Raw genomic sequence first — 18,404 nt, forward strand, 5'->3', positions numbered from 1 at the left:
GAAGACACTACCGAGGTATTGATTTTAATGAATCGTTTCTTTCAAAAACTGCTGAATATTCAATCCGTCATAATCGCCGCTGCTCATCAGCAATAATACGGAATTGTTATAAGATTGATTTTGTAAGAAATCAATCAACTTATTTTTATCATTGATAACTTCTAAATCGTTTTTGCCAAAACCCGCAACCACAGCCGCTTTCGGCAAAGGCGGCATTCGTTTTAATTTGAGTGCGTGCGCCGCGTAAAACACAGCCGCAACATCTGCGCTATTCATTGCGCCATTATATTGCTGCATAAAATTTTCATTCAGACTGCTGTATGTATGCAGTTCCAAAACGGCAATAATTTTCCTGTCGGGAAATTGCTGTTTAACTGCGTCAATCGTGGCTTTCACTTTGCTGGGCGCGTGTGCAAAATCGCGATAAACAACTGTGTTTTCATTTTCAAAAATCTGTTCCAATCGCTTTGCTGCACCGTTGAATGTTTTGATGGCATCCACAAAATGTTGCGCATCAATTCCTAATTCTTTACATACAAAATAGCCTGCATTCAGGTTGAGCAAATTATGATTGCCAAAGACTTGCAGCGTTGCTGTTGCATCTTCAATTTGCAAAATTGTTTTACCGTTTTCGATAGAATGTTCGGGCAAATGATATGGCTGGTAACGAATATCGTTTCGTTTATTTTCTTCCACCAAATTTTTCAATACTTCATCTGTCTCATTGTAAATAAGAATGCCGTCTTTTTCAATCGTGTTGATGAAGATTTTGAATTGTTCGAGATAAATTTCAAACGTGGGAAATACATTGATGTGGTCCCACGCAATACCCGTCAATACTGCAATATGCGGAAACAGAAAATGAAATTTCGGGCGCTTTTCCAGCGTGCTTGCAGGATATTCGTCTGCTTCGCAAACGATGATTGGCGCATCGGTAATATTCACGCTTTGCGCAAAACCTTCGAGCCGCGCACCCACGAGATAATCAAAGTCCAAATGATTTTTTTTCAGCACGTGCATCAGCATCGCGGTTGTGGTAGTTTTTCCATGACTTCCTCCGATGGCAATGCGCTTTTTATTTTTGCTTTCTTCGTAAATATATTCGGGAAAAGAATAAATTTTCAAACCCAGTTCTTTTGCTTTCAGCAATTCGGGATTATCTTCTTTAGCGTGCATTCCCAGAATGACTGCATCGATGGAAACATTGATGTTGTCTGCATTCCAGCCGATTTGCTTTGGCAGCAATCCCTCCTTTTCCAAATTGGATTTTGCCGGTTCAAAAATTTCATCGTCCGAGCCGGTAACTTCGTTTCCTTTTTTGTGCAAAGCAATGGCGAGTTGGTGCATTACGCTGCCGCCAATGGATATAAAATGTATGTGCATGAAATGAATCCTTGTTTGTGATTGCAAAGATTAAATAATTTTTCAGGATATAAGTTTTTACTTTGCATTTTAAAAATCGACAAACATATGAATTGGATTGAACTGATAAATGTTGTGCAACTGAATGATATCAAAGAAAAATCTTTTGCTAAGACACAAATCATTTACAAGCATAGCACTACTTGCAGCATCAGCAGAATGGTGGAAGCGCGATTGAACAATTCTAAGGAAAATATCGATGCGGACTTTTATTATCTCGATTTATTGACACACCGCGATGTGTCGACTGCTATTGCAGAAATGTTCGGCGTGCAGCACGAATCTCCGCAAATATTAGTTATCAAAAACGGCGTTTGCACCTACCACGAAAGCCACACGGCAATTCAGATATTTGAGATTGCAGAACAGGTTTAAGATTTATTTTCTTTCAGCATTTTTGCCACTATTTTATCAATCGGCAGCATTACGCTTTCTTCGCTCAAATCTTTTAAATCAATCCAGCGAAAGACTTCACTTTCGCTGTTTGGGTCGGCTGTTTGTTCCGGCGAAAAATCGAAAGGTTTTGTGTGTGTTTGCAACTTTTCGATTTCATCGCAATGAACAAAATAATATATGGAAATAATCTGATGCTCTTTGTTAAACGCCGATTGCTGGAAAAAATCGGTTGTGTAAAAATGCGCGCCAACATTGACTTTCAAGCCTGTTTCTTCCAAAAATTCGCGCTGCAAACAATCTCTTGTTCCTTCGCCAAGTTCCAAACCGCCGCCGGGAAATTTGGTAATATAATCGCCGCGAATAAATTCGTCGCTTACTAAAATTCTGTCGCGCTCATCTTTTAAAATTCCATATACACGAATGTTGAAGCTATTCATCATTTAGCTTTTTCATTTCCACCATTGCCATAATTTCTTTCATCGTTTTTTGCATTCCTTCGCTGCTGCCGTCAAGGAAAATCACATTACCTTTTCCTTTTTCCGCAAAGTTTTGCACGGCTTCCGTCCACATACTAAACAAGATTACATTCGTGTCCAAATTCGCTTGTCGCATTTGCGCAGCAGCGTCTGTCATGCCTTTTGCCACTTCTTCACGAAACAGCGCAACGCCTTGTCCGCGCAGGCGTGCCGCTTCTTTTTCGGCTTCGGCAGAAATTTTTATCGCGTTACCTTCGGCTTCCGCAGCTTTGGTTTTTGTAATCAACAATGCTTGTCCTTCGTTTTCCGCAGCAGCTTTTAAATTGTTGCTCGCAACCACTTTGCTCATGCTTTCCATGATTACTTTGTCGAACGTAATGTCGTTGATTTGCAGGTCTAATAAATGATAGCCCCAATCTTCCAACACATGGTCAACTTCTTCTTTTACGGAGTTCACAATATCTCTGCGCAGCGCAAGTATTTCGGCTTGTTTTTTTGTGGCAACATAAGAACGCACATTGCCTTCGATGGTGCGCACAAGCGCCTGCATCAATTCTCTTTCATTAATAAATTTAAAAGCGACTTTCTGGATAGTTGCTGCATCAGAAGCCATTACGGCGTAGAGCAACATGGTTTTAAAATAAACATTTGCCTGGTCAAAAGTTACCGCCTGAAATTCCATTTCGGCAGAACGGTTTTGAATGCTGATTCTACGGTAAATCGATTCGAGCAAAGGAATCTTGAAGTTCAAACCGGGCGGAAGAATGCGGCGATATTTGCCGAACATGGTAACTACAGCAATGGTGCCTTGATTAACGCTTACCAATCCGCTGAAAATAATAATGAGCGCGAGAACGATGATGATGTATAGTGCAATCATAAAACAAGTTTTAAAAGTTAGATATATTTGTTGCGTGAAGATAAGCAGGAAAAGACGATTTTAAAAATCGATAAAATTATGCGTAATGGCAAAACAAGAATTGCAAGCCTTAGTAGCAGAACAAAAAATATTGAATAAAATTTATGCAATACGCGGTCAAAAAATAATGCTGGACGAAGACCTTGCCGTAATGTATAATGTGGAAACGCGCCGGCTGAATGAGCAAGTGAAACGAAACATTAATCGTTTTCCGAAGGACTTTATGTTTACTCTTACGCAGAAAGAATTTGATAACTTGAAGTCGCAAAATGCGACATCAAGTTGGGGCGGCAGAAGGAAATTACCAAATGCGTTCACGGAACAAGGAGTCGCCATGTTGTCAAGCGTATTGAATAGCAAGACAGCTATAGAAGTCAATATCCGCATTATCCGTGTATTCACGAAGTTGCGGGAATATGCGCTTACACACAAAGAAATATTGTTACAGCTTGCTAAGCTGGAAAAAGAAGTAAAAGGCAACAGCAAGGATATAGAAAATATTTTCGTAGTGCTAAAAGAATTGATAGAAAAACAAAGCAATCCTGCACCAAGAAATAAAATCGGATTCAGACAGGACGATTAACTTTTATAAGATGAAAAAATTCGCAGTCATTGTTGCGGGCGGCTCGGGTACAAGAATGGAATCTACAATTCCAAAACAATTTTTATTGCTGCAAAACAAACCGATACTTTGGCATTCCATCAATGCCTTTGCAAATGCGTTTGATGATGTTGAATTTATCATTGTACTGCCCGAAAATTTTCTTGAAGAAGGAAAAAAGATTGCAAAGGAATTTTCATCAACACATAAATTAAATTTTGTCGCAGGCGGCGAAACAAGATTTCACTCTACACAAAACGGGTTAAAATTGATTAATAAAGAATCGATAATTTTTGTACATGATGCGGTTCGTTGTTTGGTAACTAAAACTTTAATTCAAAATTGTTATACACAAGCAATCGCTAAAGGCAGCGCTGTGCCTGCGATTGCGGCGACAGACACGATTAGATTGATTGACGATAACGATAGAAATATTTTATTAGACAGAAATAAAATCCGCATCATTCAAACGCCGCAAACCTTTCAATCCAATATTTTATTACCTGCATTTCAACAAAACTATAAAGATAGTTTTACCGACGAGGCAAGCGTGGTAGAAGCATTCGGTAAAGAAATATTTTTAATCGACGGCGAAAGCGAGAATATTAAAATCACAAGACCGGTTGATTTAGTTGTAGCTGAAAGTATTTTGGGGAAAAGATATTCTAACTATTAACCGCCGATGCCTTAAGCGATGGTCGTATCAAAGGATTAGGTAATTCAAAATGCTCCAAGTTTGCTGCACACATTGAACATTCAGCAATCTCTTCTTCGCTGGTAAAAGCTACTAATTCTTGCTTTGTACAATCAGGTGGCAACGCTTTATAATTAAGATAATTAATCCATTTTTCCGAAAGCTTAAATTTTTCATCCTGCATTCGTAAATAAGCCAGTGGCGGACATTTCCACAACTTCCCTTCAAACAATTGCGTACAATATTTGGCAAAGCATCCTTCCCAACTTGCCCTTGGATTGTTATCTTCAAAAGGTTGCATATTCGGACCATAACCTTTATACCTTCTTGTCCAATATTTAGCAGAAGGGCGTACCTCAATGTCCAGTTTGTATTTCTTTTTCCAATCTTCAGCAAGGGCAAGATTGGGCGTTATTTTTTCGGTATATGCCTCACTACTATGATGTACTGAAATCGACAAAATTACATTGCCGACCTCTTTCAGAACTTTTGGCAAATCGGGATGACGATGAAGCAGAAAGCCATTTGTAACCAAAAGAATTTTCGAATACTTCCATTTTCTTCTTGTCAAGCGAATGATGTCTAATAATTGTGGATTAATTGTGGGCTCTCCTCCTAAAAGCGAAAATTGCTTTGGAGCAACTTTGTCATTCCAAAGGCTCATCCATTCATCGGCTTCCTCTAACGTAACACTTCCTTTTAAATTATGATTGGAATAGTGTGAACAACTTTCACACGCAAGATTACAGGCATGACTTACATGAAGCTCCAAATTTCTCAGTGAGACAAGCGACCTGTCGCGAAGATAAAAGTTGTAATTATGCCGCTTCAGTTTATCAATTATATACATCAGTAGTTTATTTCTGTTACAAAGTAAAGTTAAATGAATCTCTTCAAAATGCTGAAAAATGGATGCCTCGCATATTTATATATAAAATAAGTTTCTTCATTTGATGAGAATTTGCTATTAAAAGTTTTAATACCAGACATATCTGACCCTTGAAAATCAAATATCAGGTTTGTTCCAGAATATTCATTAAGAACGCTATCTATTAAAAGCGGCATGGAACAAAGTTTTCGTCCGATTTCAGAAGTTATCAAAAGTGTATTATATATTCTTTTCTCATCTTTCATAAATAACGCTATTGATAATATTTTATTCGACTCATCTACTACTTTTCTGATAAAATAATATTGAAAATTACTTTCAGCACTAACCAATTCTAACAATGCAGCAATTTTGTCGTTTTTATAGTAATCGCCCAAATCATTCGTATTCTCCGCCAACATTCGTTTAATATCTTCTACAATGCCATCCGAAACTCTTAAATTATTTTTAATAGCTTTCTTGATATTTCTTTTCAATGAATCCTTGTATTTATCATAAACACTCTGGTATCCGTTGTTCAATAACAAAAACTGGTTGGTTCGTCTCACATTCAAAAAACAATACCCATTTTTAAAATTAAAGGCCACATCGCCACACCACGCAAATGAGCGAATATATTTGAGCAATATTTCTTCTGGAATAGCGACTATCCCTATAACACCTAATTGTTGAATAAACGATACACCGCAAAAATATTTCACACCAAATTTCCGTTTCCAAACAAAAGGCATTACCGTTTCATAATCATTTACCACTAAACCATCCCAATGCTCCGTCATTGCATCCAAATAAAAAGAGCGTGCATAAATTAATCCGTTCTCGTTGCGCACAACACACGCATCCCATTTGTCTTTGTCAATGTCTTTGGACGATAATATTTTAATGGAAATACTCATCTACAAAGGCAATATTTTATTCAACACTTTCGGTTTTAATTTTTCTAAGTCAATAGAAAAGCTGATGGTATGTACGAAACGCTTCGTAGGAAATGCACTCTTGTAATTATCACGATATACTTTACTATACAACAGAGGAAAATAAACCGTAACCGCATCGTGCAAAACAGAAACCTGCAAACCCGCATCGTACAAATATTTGCCCGACTGGGGATTGTCATTCCATGCTTCGGAATACGTACCTGCATCGAAGAATACACGCAACGGAACTTTAAACGGCAACACCGAAAACGGATTTATTTTATCGGGAACATCGGCAGTAAAATTCAACGCGCCAATCCAATTGTCCGACACGCCAATTGACGGTTCAACCAAAGGCGAAGCTACTTTGAAAAAGCCATCACCTTGCATAATTTGCTGACTCATCCAACCTGTTTGTTCATTGCGCCCGATGAAATAATTGCTGTACGAAAAATCCTGCGAACCGTTGCGCCCGCTTAACGTTAAAAAGTACGGACTAAGATTATAGTTGTCCAATCCGTATTGCGAATTGGAATTTAAGTAAATGAATTTTCCTGCAAATAATCTTACATTCAAACCTTTTCCCGAAGCATCATAATTGAGAAAATAATTTCCTGTAAAACCCAATCTTAAAAAATCTTTATCGCCGTCGATTTTAAAATTCATGCTGTAAGGATACAAAGCTCTGTCATCTTTCAGCGTCGTCTGAAACTCAACAATAGTCTTGGTTTCAGCAGATTTTGAAACGGTGTAAGTCGAATCATTTATTTGCGGATAAGTAAAATAATCTTGCTTCAACACAAAAGCTCTCAACAAAAAATTCCATTTTTTATACGGCGCATTTTCCCTGTAATATTTTGTATAACCGATGGATGGAACAAATTTATTCACTTGCAAAAACACAGGTTCAACGGTATTCAAGCTTAAATCATTCATAGAAAATCTTTCGCCGCTAACGGAAAAACGCCACCAAGCATTTGGCTTCCAAATATTGTATTCCAAGCGACCAACACCCGCAAGTGTTTTACTGTTGGTCGCATACATGGGCGCGAGTAAAAAATTAAATTTATTCAACGGCAACTGATAATTGTGCACCATAATGCCGAGCATGGCTTTGTCATAATTATTATAACCAACCGACGGCAAAAACGACAAATAATGATACTTATCCGTTTCTTTCAAATTGAACAGGAATGCAGGTTTCAGCGATTTGTGTAGAGGTGTATCAATGCCGTTTATTTTTTGATTGATTAAGTGTTGAGTTGTTCCAACGCCATTAGGTTTCTTATTTTTAAAAAATCTCGGAATAAGTTTGTCAAAATTTGTTGGCGGGAAATAATCTAATTGAACGACTTCTCCAGCATTTTCAGGAGTAAGAAATTCAAAGTCTTGTGCATTGCTTGAATAATAATTTATTGTAGTCTTATTATCTCCTTTGTCGGTACTAATAATGTTTAAAGGAGCAGTATAATATATTGTTCCTTCTTCATTTTTTGTTGCAAAAGCAATATAGTCTTTTACACTTGTGGTAATTCGTACATTATAGCTTGCATTATTACTTTTTACAGAATAATAATTAATATAAGACTTCAAACTCCAATCATTATTGTCATGATATGCAACTTCTGGATACCAATGAGAAAGATAAATACTATCTCCATCATTATATCCAAATCCCGAAAAATCATACGGCAATTTTACAAAAAACGGCGTGGTTATTTCCGCTGAATCGCCGGGCTGCAAAGGGTTTGAGAGAAATACTTTCATTACATCATTTTTTGAAGAGTCAAATTCAGTTTTCAGTTCAACATCATTTTCTTTAAAGTCTAGTTGATTGATATAACCTCGTTGTTCGTTTTTTGCAAAGTAAAAACGCATATCATTTTGTTTTAATAAATATTCGCTGTAAGCCGTTTTATCATTGGCATAAGCATTAGGATATAATCTGAACCAAACAAAATTTTGCGGCTGCGAAGTATTGTTTTTATATACAACTTTTTCAAAGGCGGTTATTGTTTTGGCAGTATCGTTCAGCGTGGCATAAATGTAATAATGCAACGCAGGCGTTTGCTTGCTTTGCGAAAAACAAAAACAGGGAAACAATAAGGTGAGTAAAAAATTTTTCTTCATTAAATAATATTCTAATTCTTTAAAGAGATTCCCGCCTTCGCGGGAATAACGTGCAAGCGTGTTCAAATTTATTTTTACATATCCAACAACTTCTCTGTGCCTCAAATCCTCTGCACGCTCTGTGTGAAACAACGGAAAATTACTTCCCTTTTCCCAATAAAATAATTCTCAAAGAGTGCAACATTATTTTAAAATCAATCATCAGCGAAGCATTTTCTATATACATCAAGTCGTATTTCATCCGCTCTTCCAGTTCATCCACATTTGACGCATAACCAAAACGCACCATTCCCCACGAAGTCAAGCCGGGCTTTACTTTCAACAAATACTTGTAATACGGATTATGTTCCGATATTTTATCGATAAAATATTTTCTTTCCGGTCGCGGACCTACGAAGCTCATATCGCCTTTGAGAATATTCCAGAATTGCGGCAGCTCGTCCAACCGCCAGCGACGCATAATTTTTCCCCAACCCGTGATACGCGCATCATTTATGCCGGCGAGTTGCGGACCATTTTTTTCAGCATCCTTATACATAGACTGAAACTTATACATCGTAAAAGGCTTGCCTTTGTATCCTATTCTTTTTTGCTCATAAATAATTGTCCCTTTATTAGCAATCCAGGTACGAAACGCCACAAATAAAATCAGCGGACTTAAAATGATGATGGACAAAACAGCCGCAATCTTATCAAAAACCATTTTTATATCATATTGCCACCCGGGCATTATGTCGGTGTTAATGGAAATAAACGGTGCATTCAACACATTCTCCGTGCGTACTGCACCTTTGATAATATCCAGGCTATCCGGTACAATTTTTATGAGAATATCTTTTTCACTCAGCCGGCTTACAAGCGATTGCAATAAATATTGTTGTGAATCTTCCAGTGCAATAATTACTTGTTCTATCTTTTGTTCATCAATGATACTTTCCACATTTTCAACATATCCCACACATTTCATTTCCTTAGACAATCTGGAAACAAAACGATGTTCTACGGAGATATATCCTGCGATTCTGTATCCTAATATCGTAAAATAATTTCTTAATTCGTCATAAGCATTCATCACTTTTCCATTATTGCCGATAAAAACGGTTTTAAAATAAAAACGCCCGGCATATATAGATGATTTTGCCATACTCAACTGGATTAGCCTGAACGAATAAACAATAAAAAACTGCAGGCACCCATAAATAAAAAGCGCATTGAAATAATATGAATAAGTTCCAGCTTTTTTCAAAAAATAGCAGAAGAAAAGAAAAGAACACCCCATCAGACATTGGAAGAATGTCTTAACTAATTCATTAAAGCGGGATTTTTCATAAATGGAATCGCGGTATGAACCGGTAACAGCAAACAAAAAAATCCAGAAAAACGGTACGATTAAAAACAAGGTAATCAAATGCGTTGTTATGCCTTCGGCATAATCAAATTCAGTTCCTACTCTGAAATAAGTGAGCCAAAGCCATACGAGCACTACAGCAACATAATCTATCAATAAATAGGTTAGCTTCGATTTATTTTTCAGTAAGGTTACGTCTTCATTCATGTTACCTAATGTAAAAGTGCATTAATGCACAGGGTTAATTTACATTAGATAAAACGTAAAAAAGCAGGAAAAATTACACAGGCAACGAAAAAATTAATGAACACTCACTACGCCGTTCTTGCCGATTGTGTCCAGAATTTTGTGCGCTACTTCCATTGCCAGATAACCATCAATTTCGCTCACGACCACAGGTTTATTGTCGATGATTGAATATACGAAAGATTGCAATTCGTCTTTAATCGCGTTGGAATCTTTGACCACAGGATTTGCGATAGCAATGGTTTTCTTTTCGCCTTTCGGCGTATCAATATCAAAGCTGAAAGCGTCTTTGTCCGAGTCTTCTTTCATCTTGATAATTTCTGTTTTCTTCTCAAGAAAATCGATACCGATGTAAGCATCTTTCTGAAACAAACGCATCTTGCGCATCTTCTTCATGCTGATGCGACTCGCAGTAAGATTGGCAACACAACCGTTGTTAAATTCAATACGCACGTTCGCAATGTCGGGCGTGTCGGTCAATACACACACGCCACTTGCAGAGATGTGTTTCACATCGCTTTTTACAAGACTGAGAATAATATCCAAATCGTGAATCATCAAATCGAGTATCACGCTCACTTCTGTACCGCGCGGATTGAACTGCGCCAAACGATGCACTTCGATAAACATCGGGTTCAATTCAAAATTTTTCGCGGCAATATATGCAGGATTGAAACGCTCTACATGACCTACTTGTACTTTTACATTTGCTTCGCGAATCATAGCAATTAGCTTGCGCGCTTCGTCCAAAGTATGTGCCAAAGGCTTTTCCACAAACACGTGCCTGCCTTTTCGTATTGCCGCTTCGCACAGTTCAAAATGATGATTGGTAGGCGCTACAATGTCCGCCACATCGAGCTTTTCAATCAACGCTTCAGGCGAAATAAATCTTTTCAGCTTATATTTTTGTTCCACATCTTTTGCCGTTGCATCGTCAGGTTCGTAAAAACCTACGAGTTCAACGCCTTCAATTTCTTTCCAGTTATTCAAATGAAACTTGCCCAAATGTCCCGTTCCAAATACGCCAACTTTTAATTTCATTATGCTATAAATTATTTCTGTTATTCGTTATCTGTTATCGGTTTTTTGTTCACCCGATAATCCTTAAAATCTTTTCAATCATGGTTCAGACAAATGCACTTGCTTCGCTTTAAAAGGTTTGCCGTAAAAAATATTCGCCTGCTTTGTAAAGCCTTCTTCTTCGTCCGTTGTATAAAAATCAAGTGTTCCGTTTTTGGAAATTTTACTTTCCATTTCAGGATGACGATACAAATAATCTTTCAGGCTTTCTGCAACAATACCGCCTTGCGAAATTACTTTTATACCGCTTGATATATTTTTCTCAATCCATTTTAATAATAAAGGATAATGCGTGCAAGCCAATAAAATCGTATCAATGTCCGGCTCGGTTTGCAGCAATTCATCCAAATATTTTTTCACAAAAAAATCTGCGCCTTCGGTCGCATATTCGCCATACTCAACCAATGGAACCCAAATGGGGCAAGCCTTTTGGACAACTTCCACATCGGGGAAAAATTTGTTGATTTCAATTTTATACGATTCCGATTTTACAGTTCCGCTTGTTGCAAGTACGCCTATTTTTTTATTTGTAGAAAAATTTCCAATCACTTCGCTTGTCGGTCTTACAATTCCTAAAACACGTTTTTTATTATCAATTTTCGGTAAATCATTTTGCTGAATGGTGCGCAAAGCCTTTGCCGATGCGGTGTTGCACGCAAGCACAACAAGCGGACAACCTTGCTCGAAAAACCATTTCACGGCTTGCAAAGTGTATTCATAAACGGTTTCAAAGCTGCGTGTTCCGTAAGGCGCGCGCGCATTGTCGCCGAGATAAATATAATCGTATTGCGGCAGTAGTTTTTTAATATCTTTCAATATCGTCAATCCGCCGTACCCCGAATCAAAAACGCCAATTGGTTGCTTTGCTTGCATAATTTTTATTACACGAATTTATCAAATTACACAAATTATTTTTAATAATTGAACACTGATTTTTTTATGATGATGACGATATTATTATGATTGAATATTTCATCTTAAATAATCTTAAAAACCATAAGAAATCCGCGTTCGTTTATTTTTCCTATAATCCTTAAAATCCCACAAATCACGGTTCAGACTTTTTCTTCGACAATGATTTTATTAACACAGGTAACAATACAAGGTTGGTTAATGTTGCAATTGCAAGCGTAAGCGAAGTAAGCCATCCAAGACCTTTTGTCCCGCCAAACTCACTGAAACAAAAAATCACAAAGCCGGCAACCAATACGAGCGACGTATAAATAATACTGATCCCTGTGTGGCGGATAGTTTGTTTTAACGTTTCAAGAACGCTATCATTATACTTAGGAAGCTCCTGTTTATAATTGACTAAAAAGCGTATTGTTACATCAATCGCAATACCGAGCGCAACGCTGAAAACCAATACTGTCGAGGGCTTTATGGAAATGCCCACCCAACCCATAACACCTGCCGTTACAACGAGCGGAATAACATTCGGAATTAATGAACACAATAAAATTCTCGCTGAACGGAATAGGTATAACATTGCAACCGCAATCAGTACAAACGCCCAAAATATACTTTCTTTCAATCCATTGATGATGAAAGTTGAACCTTCCAAAAACGTGATAGTCGTGCCGGTAAATGTAACTTTATAATGCGCCGTGTCAAAAATTTCATTGGCTTTCTGTTGATAATTTTTCAGCATTTCGGGCAATTTTAATGTACCTACATCTTTCATATTGATGCTGATGCGCGCCTTTTGTTTGCTGGTATCGATAAAGCTTTTCAGCATACTGCTCAACACGCTTTTCGACTGTGCTACATTCTTCGATTGACTGTTCAATGATTTAATATAATTAGCCATGAAAGGCAAATCAAAATCCGTAGGTATGCCGTAATAAGTGCTGTCGCCCTCGTAGAAACTTTGCCGTACAAATTTCAAGGCTTCCACAAAAGATAGAGGCTTTGCAATATTGGGCTGCGAAGCCATGTATGCCGAGAACTTATCAATCTTTTCAATAGTTTTCAGGTTGCGGAACAAACCGTCTTTCTTCTTCGTGTCCACAACAATATCCAAAGGCATCACGCCGTTAAAATTATTTTCAAACCATTTCAAATCTTCATAAATTTTATCGGACTGTGGCAAGTCGTCCACCACGTGTGATTCACTGCGCATTTTCACAATTCCGATAACGGAAAATATAATTAAAAGAACAGTTATTCCATAGACAAATTTTGTATAATGGAATGTCCATTTTTCGATTTTCAATAAAACATTTGTCAATGTCTTATTGTCCAAATACCGCATCTGTATTGGCTTTGGCGCAGGCAAGAAACTTAAAACCGAAGGAATAAAAATTAATGAAATCACAAACAACATCATAATATTGATGCCCGAAACCACGCCAAATTCTTTAAGCAAATCGCTGCTCGTAAATGCAAATACCGCGAAGCCGATTGCTGCCGCAATGTTACAAAACAAAGTAACCACGCCCATTCGCCCAATCATGTTCACAAGCGATGCTTCCTTATTATTCGATTCTTTATAAACCGAATGGTATTTGTTTAAAAAATAAATACAATTCGGAATTCCAATCACAACAATCAACGGTGGAATCAAAGCCGTAAGCAAAGTAATTTTGTAACCGAACAAAACCATTGTGCCTACACTCCATACAACGCCCATTGCAACTACCAAAAGGCTCATTAACATCGCAGAAAACGAACGGAAAAACAACAATAAGGTAATCGCTGAAAGCAAGAACGAACCTGCGAGAAACCAATTCAGTTCATGCGCAATTTTACTGCTCACAACAGTTCTTATGTAAGGCAAACCGCTCACATAAGTTTTGATACCCGATTGCTTTTCAAATTCATTAATCGGTTTTTCAATTCCCTGAATGATACTTACACGCGCTTTGGAATTTATGACATTTGCATCCAACGTTACAGCAATTAAATAAGCATTTGTAACGGGATTGTATAATAAGTTTCTATAAAAAGGAAGATTGAGAAAAGCACTTTTGTCGCTGTCTAAAACATTTTGATTTTGATACGGCGCATGAAAAATATTGACAGCATCAAATTTTTGCAGGCTATCATTTTTAATCAAATTGACTGTATTCGAGACACTTAGAACACCAGTAACACCTTTACACGTACGCAGATTTTTTTGCAGTTCATTCAAGCGGTTAAACACATCAACCGTAAAGAGCTTATCTGTTGAAATTCCCACTACCATTGTGTTTCCGTCTTGCCCGAATTGTTGTAGGAAGTTTTGATAATCGATATATTTAGGGTTGTCGGTAGGGATGGATTTTGCAAAATCATAGCTCATTTTCACTTCACTCGCTTTATAAGCCATAAAAACAGTTGAAGCAATTAAAACAATTAAAAGTATCGTTCGATTTTTGAGAATGAATTTTCCTAAGCTATACCACATAATTTAGATAACAAAGACGATAAGCACATCGTCGGTTGATTAATGAAAACGCGCTAAGGTAGCTGATATTTCCTGCTTAACAGGTAAAGAATAATTTAATTTTTGTTTTCGAGCTCTTTCATTTTATCGTTGATATAATAAAAAATATCGTCGCTCGTTTTGTGCGAGCGAAGCCACTTATAGCTTGGCTGATAGCGATTGATAAATTGTTGTAAACTATCGCCGCGCAAGCCTGTATAACTGTGCACAATAATAGGATTAAAGCGAAAATCGACATACCGTTGCTCTTCGTACTGCGTATAAATCCTGTAAGCATTTTCCTTCTTTTTTTCTTTCTTGCTGAACAATCTGTCCAGGCTAAAACCAATACCAGCACCGGAATTGGATCCTTCAAAATAATGATGTGCATAACCCACACTCTGCTCAAAACTTCGTCGTCTCTCTGTACTGTCAGCCTGATAATCTGCATAGGAATACGCCGATACTGTTACGCTTTTGAGTTCTTCTGTTTTCGGAATCAATATTATCTGAATTGTGTCTTGTGCTGCCTTATTTCCAGCAAGTACAAAGCGTTGTGTCTGATATCCAATCCGTACAAAAGAAAGCGTGTCATTCAAATGACCTTTCAGCAAAAACAGTCCTTTGCTATTGGTTATATCTGTTTCTCCTGTATTCACATTCAGTACCTGAACATCCTGTACCGGCAATAAAGTAATGCTGTCAATCAATTTACCATACACATAATCAGATTGCGCAAAAGTGTGTATAGAAATAAAGGATAAAACAATTATAAATACGATTTTACGCATGGTTATATTTATTTCGTGCCGGGAATGAAATTATTCGATTAAGCACCTTATTTTTTATACAAAGAAAATTCATTCTTCAGGTTTTACAAAAAAAGAACCACGCGGTTTTGCGTGGTTCCTTAAAATTTAATTTATTTCAAAAATTGAGTATTAGTCAACTTTTTGCAAATTTGGATGAGGAGCAGGTACTGTACTTGGACCTTCTTCAGTAGTTGCTTGTAAATCTACTGTGTTAGCATCGCCATCGTAACCATAAGTGAAGATGATACGACCTTCAGCAATACCGCCCTTTTGTTCCAAATAGTTTTCAACTGCTTTTACTCTATCCCAGCTAAGCTGTTGAGCGCGTTTGTTAGAAGCACCGTAACCAACCAATTTAACTTTACAGTTAGGGTTAGAGTTTAACTGTGCAACTGCTGCATCCAAAGTAGATTTAGCTTCATCGCTCAAAGAAACGCTTGATTTGCTGAAATGCACGCTTGGTAAGCTTGTAACGGCGCAGCTTGGAGCGACCGTCATATTAGCCAATTTGTCGCGCAATTCTTTACAACAAGCTGGTTCAGGTTCTGTACCTACACCGTCAGCATCTACAGGGAACCAAGACTGAGGAGTCAAAGGTTGTTTATCGCGACAATCAGGAACACCATCGCCATCTGTATCCAAAGAACGACCGTGAGTATCTACTGCACATCCTGCAGGAGTGTTAGGTTCTTGGTCGAATTGGTCAATTACACCATCTCCGTCAGCATCCGGTAAATAAGGAGCTTCCTGAACTTTGTTGTAGATGTAGTTGTTTGGATTAACCCACCACAATGGTTCAACACGTTTGCTGCTGTTGCCCAAGTTAAAGTTGAAACGCACCTGAGTAGAACTCAAAATAGAATTTCTTTGTTCCGGAGCTAAGATAATACCGCTGTATGTACCATTATCAAAGATATAGCTGAACTTTTGTTCAATACCGATATTGAAATGTGGACTTACTTTAAATGCTACACCGATACCTGCATCAGCGGCGTGTTTAGTATCCCATCCGCCACCAACTGCAAAATCACGGCTACCGCTTCTGTTACCCGTTAACACAGTTTCATAACGGTCGTTGCTCGGCTTTAACAAGCTATTGCTTTCATCTTTAAAGCCAGCTGCATTAACAGCATCTTTAATATCTCCTCTGCTTGCATTCCAATCAACATTGCTGAAATTATAAGCGCTATTACCATTCAACAAGTTTGCAGCGGTTTTACCTACAAAGAAGCTATAACCTGCCAATACATAGAAATTAACATGCGGATTTCCTCTGTACGCACTTGCACTATTCAGGCTGGCAATCAAATCCAAAGACCCTTGATGAAAAGTGGTTTTAAAGTTTCTCAAATACTGAGATTGACCTTTACTTGTCAAAACACTAGCCGCATTTCCTAACTCAGATACAGAACTCAAACGATAATCCTGACCGTAGTTGATAGAATAGTTATACTGCCCACGAATAGAGAAAACATGACCCAGAGACTTTCTTAAAGAAACACCTGCTCCATAACCCAATTTAGGGTCAATTGGCGTAAATAAGAAAGACGGACCTAAACTGATACCAAATTCCCACATATCCTTAGGTCTTGCAGGATACGCTGCGGTGTGGTTCAAAAATGCGTTTTGCTGAGCGGCTTTATGACTGTTTACATAGTTTGTTCCGTCATAAATCCATGAATCATCAGCAGATGTACCGGCAGAAATACCGGCGGGCTTAGCTGTGCTCGTTGTGTCTTGAGCAAAAGCTGCTGTCGAAATGAGGCCTAAAAGACCTAACATCATCGTGTACTTTTTGCTTGCCATAAGTAGTGATTTAAATTTTTTTAATTTAATGCTTCCAATGAATATTCGGAAGCAAAAATAGTTATTGTTTTTAAAATTGCAAATTTTTATTACATTTAATTAATTAGATTATACTTAAAATAAATAAAAACTGTGCCCATTAAGATTAACTTTAAAAACCTGTTAATTCCAGTTTTGCATATATCGTGCCAAGTTCCTCCGAGTTAGTTGCTTATAAGACTTGCGACAACATAAATTTCCTTTTTATTTTTATTATTATATCTTGCGCTTTATAATTATTTATATTATTCTGTTTTGTGAAAAAAGCCACTCAACTAATATCGGCAGAATTAACGCAGTTTGAAGAACACTTTAAAGCCGCTGTCAAAAGCAAAGTACCCCTGCTCGACAGGATAATGCAGTACATCGTAAAACGTAAAGGCAAGCAATTGCGCCCGATGTTTGTATTGCTGTGCGCGAAACTTGGCGGAGCCATAAACGATAAAACATACCGTGCAGCTTCTTTGGTGGAATTGCTGCATACTGCAACACTCGTACACGATGACGTGGTGGACGAATCTTTTGAGCGACGCGGTTTTTTTTCGTTAAATGCTTTGTGGAAAAACAAAGTAGCCGTTTTGGTAGGCGATTATCTTTTGTCCAAAGGATTATTATTGTCCATCGACAATAATGATTTTGATGTTCTTCAGATTTTGTCAACGGCAGTAAAACAAATGAGCGAGGGCGAACTGCTGCAAATAGAAAAATCGCGCAACCTGAATTTAAAAGAAGACGTTTATTACGATATTATAAAAGGTAAAACGGCATCACTGCTTTCATCTGCCTGCGGCGCAGGAGCAAGCTCAACTTTTGAAAATAAAGACGATGTGATGCGGCTGAAATCGTTCGGCGAAAAAGTGGGAATGGCTTTTCAAATCAAAGACGACTTGTTTGACTACGGCTCTGCCAAAATAGGAAAGCCCACCGGCAACGATATTAAAGAAAAAAAACTGACCTTACCTTTAATATATACATTGAGCAATTGCGACGAAACACTAAGAAAAAAAATCATTTACATTGTCAAAAACCAAAATACCCAAAAAGCCAAAGTCAACTTTGTAATTGATGCTGTAAAAAATACGGGCGGCATCGATTATGCAAGCAAAACGATGTACACCTTCCGCGACGAAGCATTGAACCTTCTGTTCCATTATCCCCAATCGGAAACCCGCGATGCGCTGGAAGAGTTGGTAAGATTTACAACAGACAGAAAATACTAAACA

Annotated in this window: 16 protein-coding genes; 4 read left to right on the plus strand and 12 right to left on the minus strand. The window is 37.7% G+C overall.

The genetic code is table 11. From position 1 onward, the window contains the following. Window positions 1–24: 24 nt before the first annotated feature. The gene (locus A9P82_RS09550; RefSeq protein ID WP_066207246.1) at window positions 25–1,383 is read right to left on the minus strand and encodes a UDP-N-acetylmuramate--L-alanine ligase; all 1,359 of its coding nucleotides are present in this window, start codon (window positions 1,381–1,383) and stop codon (window positions 25–27) included. Window positions 1,384–1,470: 87 nt separating this feature from the next. On the opposite strand from A9P82_RS09550, the gene ytxJ reads away from it, so the two are divergent. Next, complete coding sequence (gene ytxJ / locus A9P82_RS09555) at window positions 1,471–1,797, plus strand: bacillithiol system redox-active protein YtxJ (RefSeq protein ID WP_066207251.1); 327 nt, start codon at window positions 1,471–1,473, stop codon at window positions 1,795–1,797. Here ytxJ and A9P82_RS09560 read toward each other — a convergent pair. Further along, entirely contained in the window at window positions 1,794–2,258 is a 465-nt protein-coding gene (locus A9P82_RS09560; RefSeq protein ID WP_066207254.1) for an NUDIX hydrolase, read from the minus strand. The genes ytxJ and A9P82_RS09560 overlap by 4 nt on opposite strands. Further along, window positions 2,248–3,174, minus strand: coding sequence for an SPFH domain-containing protein (locus A9P82_RS09565; RefSeq protein ID WP_066207257.1), 927 nt, complete (start codon window positions 3,172–3,174; stop codon window positions 2,248–2,250). Before A9P82_RS09565 ends, A9P82_RS09560 begins: the two co-directional genes overlap by 11 nt. Window positions 3,175–3,259: 85 nt before the next feature. Here A9P82_RS09565 and A9P82_RS09570 point away from each other — a divergent pair, with 85 nt between their 5' ends. Together A9P82_RS09570 and A9P82_RS09575 are read left to right on the plus strand one after the other, a co-directional pair. Then, window positions 3,260–3,796, plus strand: coding sequence for an ORF6N domain-containing protein (locus A9P82_RS09570; protein WP_066207262.1), 537 nt, complete (start codon window positions 3,260–3,262; stop codon window positions 3,794–3,796). 10 nt (window positions 3,797–3,806) lie between these two features. Beyond that, on the plus strand, window positions 3,807–4,490 hold the full coding sequence (locus tag A9P82_RS09575; RefSeq protein ID WP_066207265.1) for a 2-C-methyl-D-erythritol 4-phosphate cytidylyltransferase: 684 nt from the start codon (window positions 3,807–3,809) through the stop codon (window positions 4,488–4,490). On the opposite strand, the gene A9P82_RS09580 is transcribed toward A9P82_RS09575, so the two are convergent. The 9 genes from A9P82_RS09580 to A9P82_RS09620 form a co-directional block, all read right to left on the minus strand. After that, window positions 4,480–5,358: a radical SAM protein gene (locus A9P82_RS09580; RefSeq protein WP_082915300.1), complete on the minus strand. Its 879-nt coding sequence runs from the start codon at window positions 5,356–5,358 to the stop codon at window positions 4,480–4,482. The two genes, A9P82_RS09575 and A9P82_RS09580, sit on opposite strands and share 11 nt — an antisense overlap. Window positions 5,359–5,387: 29 nt before the next feature. Beyond that, complete coding sequence (locus A9P82_RS09585) at window positions 5,388–6,293, minus strand: hypothetical protein (RefSeq protein ID WP_066207268.1); 906 nt, start codon at window positions 6,291–6,293, stop codon at window positions 5,388–5,390. Then, the gene (locus A9P82_RS09590) at window positions 6,294–8,444 is read right to left on the minus strand and encodes a gluzincin family metallopeptidase (protein WP_156522656.1); all 2,151 of its coding nucleotides are present in this window, start codon (window positions 8,442–8,444) and stop codon (window positions 6,294–6,296) included. Window positions 8,445–8,583: 139 nt separating this feature from the next. Then, window positions 8,584–9,999, minus strand: coding sequence for a sugar transferase (locus A9P82_RS09595; RefSeq protein ID WP_066207274.1), 1,416 nt, complete (start codon window positions 9,997–9,999; stop codon window positions 8,584–8,586). Between the two features lie 93 nt (window positions 10,000–10,092). Then, on the minus strand, window positions 10,093–11,079 hold the full coding sequence (locus A9P82_RS09600) for a Gfo/Idh/MocA family protein (RefSeq protein WP_066207277.1): 987 nt from the start codon (window positions 11,077–11,079) through the stop codon (window positions 10,093–10,095). A gap of 78 nt (window positions 11,080–11,157) precedes the next feature. Continuing rightward, a complete protein-coding gene (gene murI, locus A9P82_RS09605) occupies window positions 11,158–11,991 on the minus strand; it encodes a glutamate racemase (RefSeq protein WP_066207279.1) in 834 nt (277 codons plus the stop codon). Between the two features lie 175 nt (window positions 11,992–12,166). Beyond that, the gene (locus tag A9P82_RS09610) at window positions 12,167–14,506 is read right to left on the minus strand and encodes an efflux RND transporter permease subunit (protein ID WP_066207282.1); all 2,340 of its coding nucleotides are present in this window, start codon (window positions 14,504–14,506) and stop codon (window positions 12,167–12,169) included. A gap of 95 nt (window positions 14,507–14,601) precedes the next feature. After that, a complete protein-coding gene (locus tag A9P82_RS09615; RefSeq protein ID WP_066207285.1) occupies window positions 14,602–15,315 on the minus strand; it encodes a peptidase associated/transthyretin-like domain-containing protein in 714 nt (237 codons plus the stop codon). Window positions 15,316–15,465: 150 nt separating this feature from the next. Further along, the gene (locus A9P82_RS09620) at window positions 15,466–17,142 is read right to left on the minus strand and encodes an OmpA family protein (RefSeq protein WP_066207288.1); all 1,677 of its coding nucleotides are present in this window, start codon (window positions 17,140–17,142) and stop codon (window positions 15,466–15,468) included. A 296-nt stretch (window positions 17,143–17,438) separates the two neighbouring features. Between A9P82_RS09620 and A9P82_RS09625 the strand changes: the two genes are divergently transcribed. After that, on the plus strand, window positions 17,439–18,401 hold the full coding sequence (locus A9P82_RS09625; protein ID WP_066207290.1) for a polyprenyl synthetase family protein: 963 nt from the start codon (window positions 17,439–17,441) through the stop codon (window positions 18,399–18,401). Window positions 18,402–18,404 lie beyond the last annotated feature (3 nt).

Origin of the sequence: Arachidicoccus sp. BS20, assembly GCF_001659705.1 — a bacterium.
GTDB lineage: Bacteria > Bacteroidota > Bacteroidia > Chitinophagales > Chitinophagaceae > Arachidicoccus.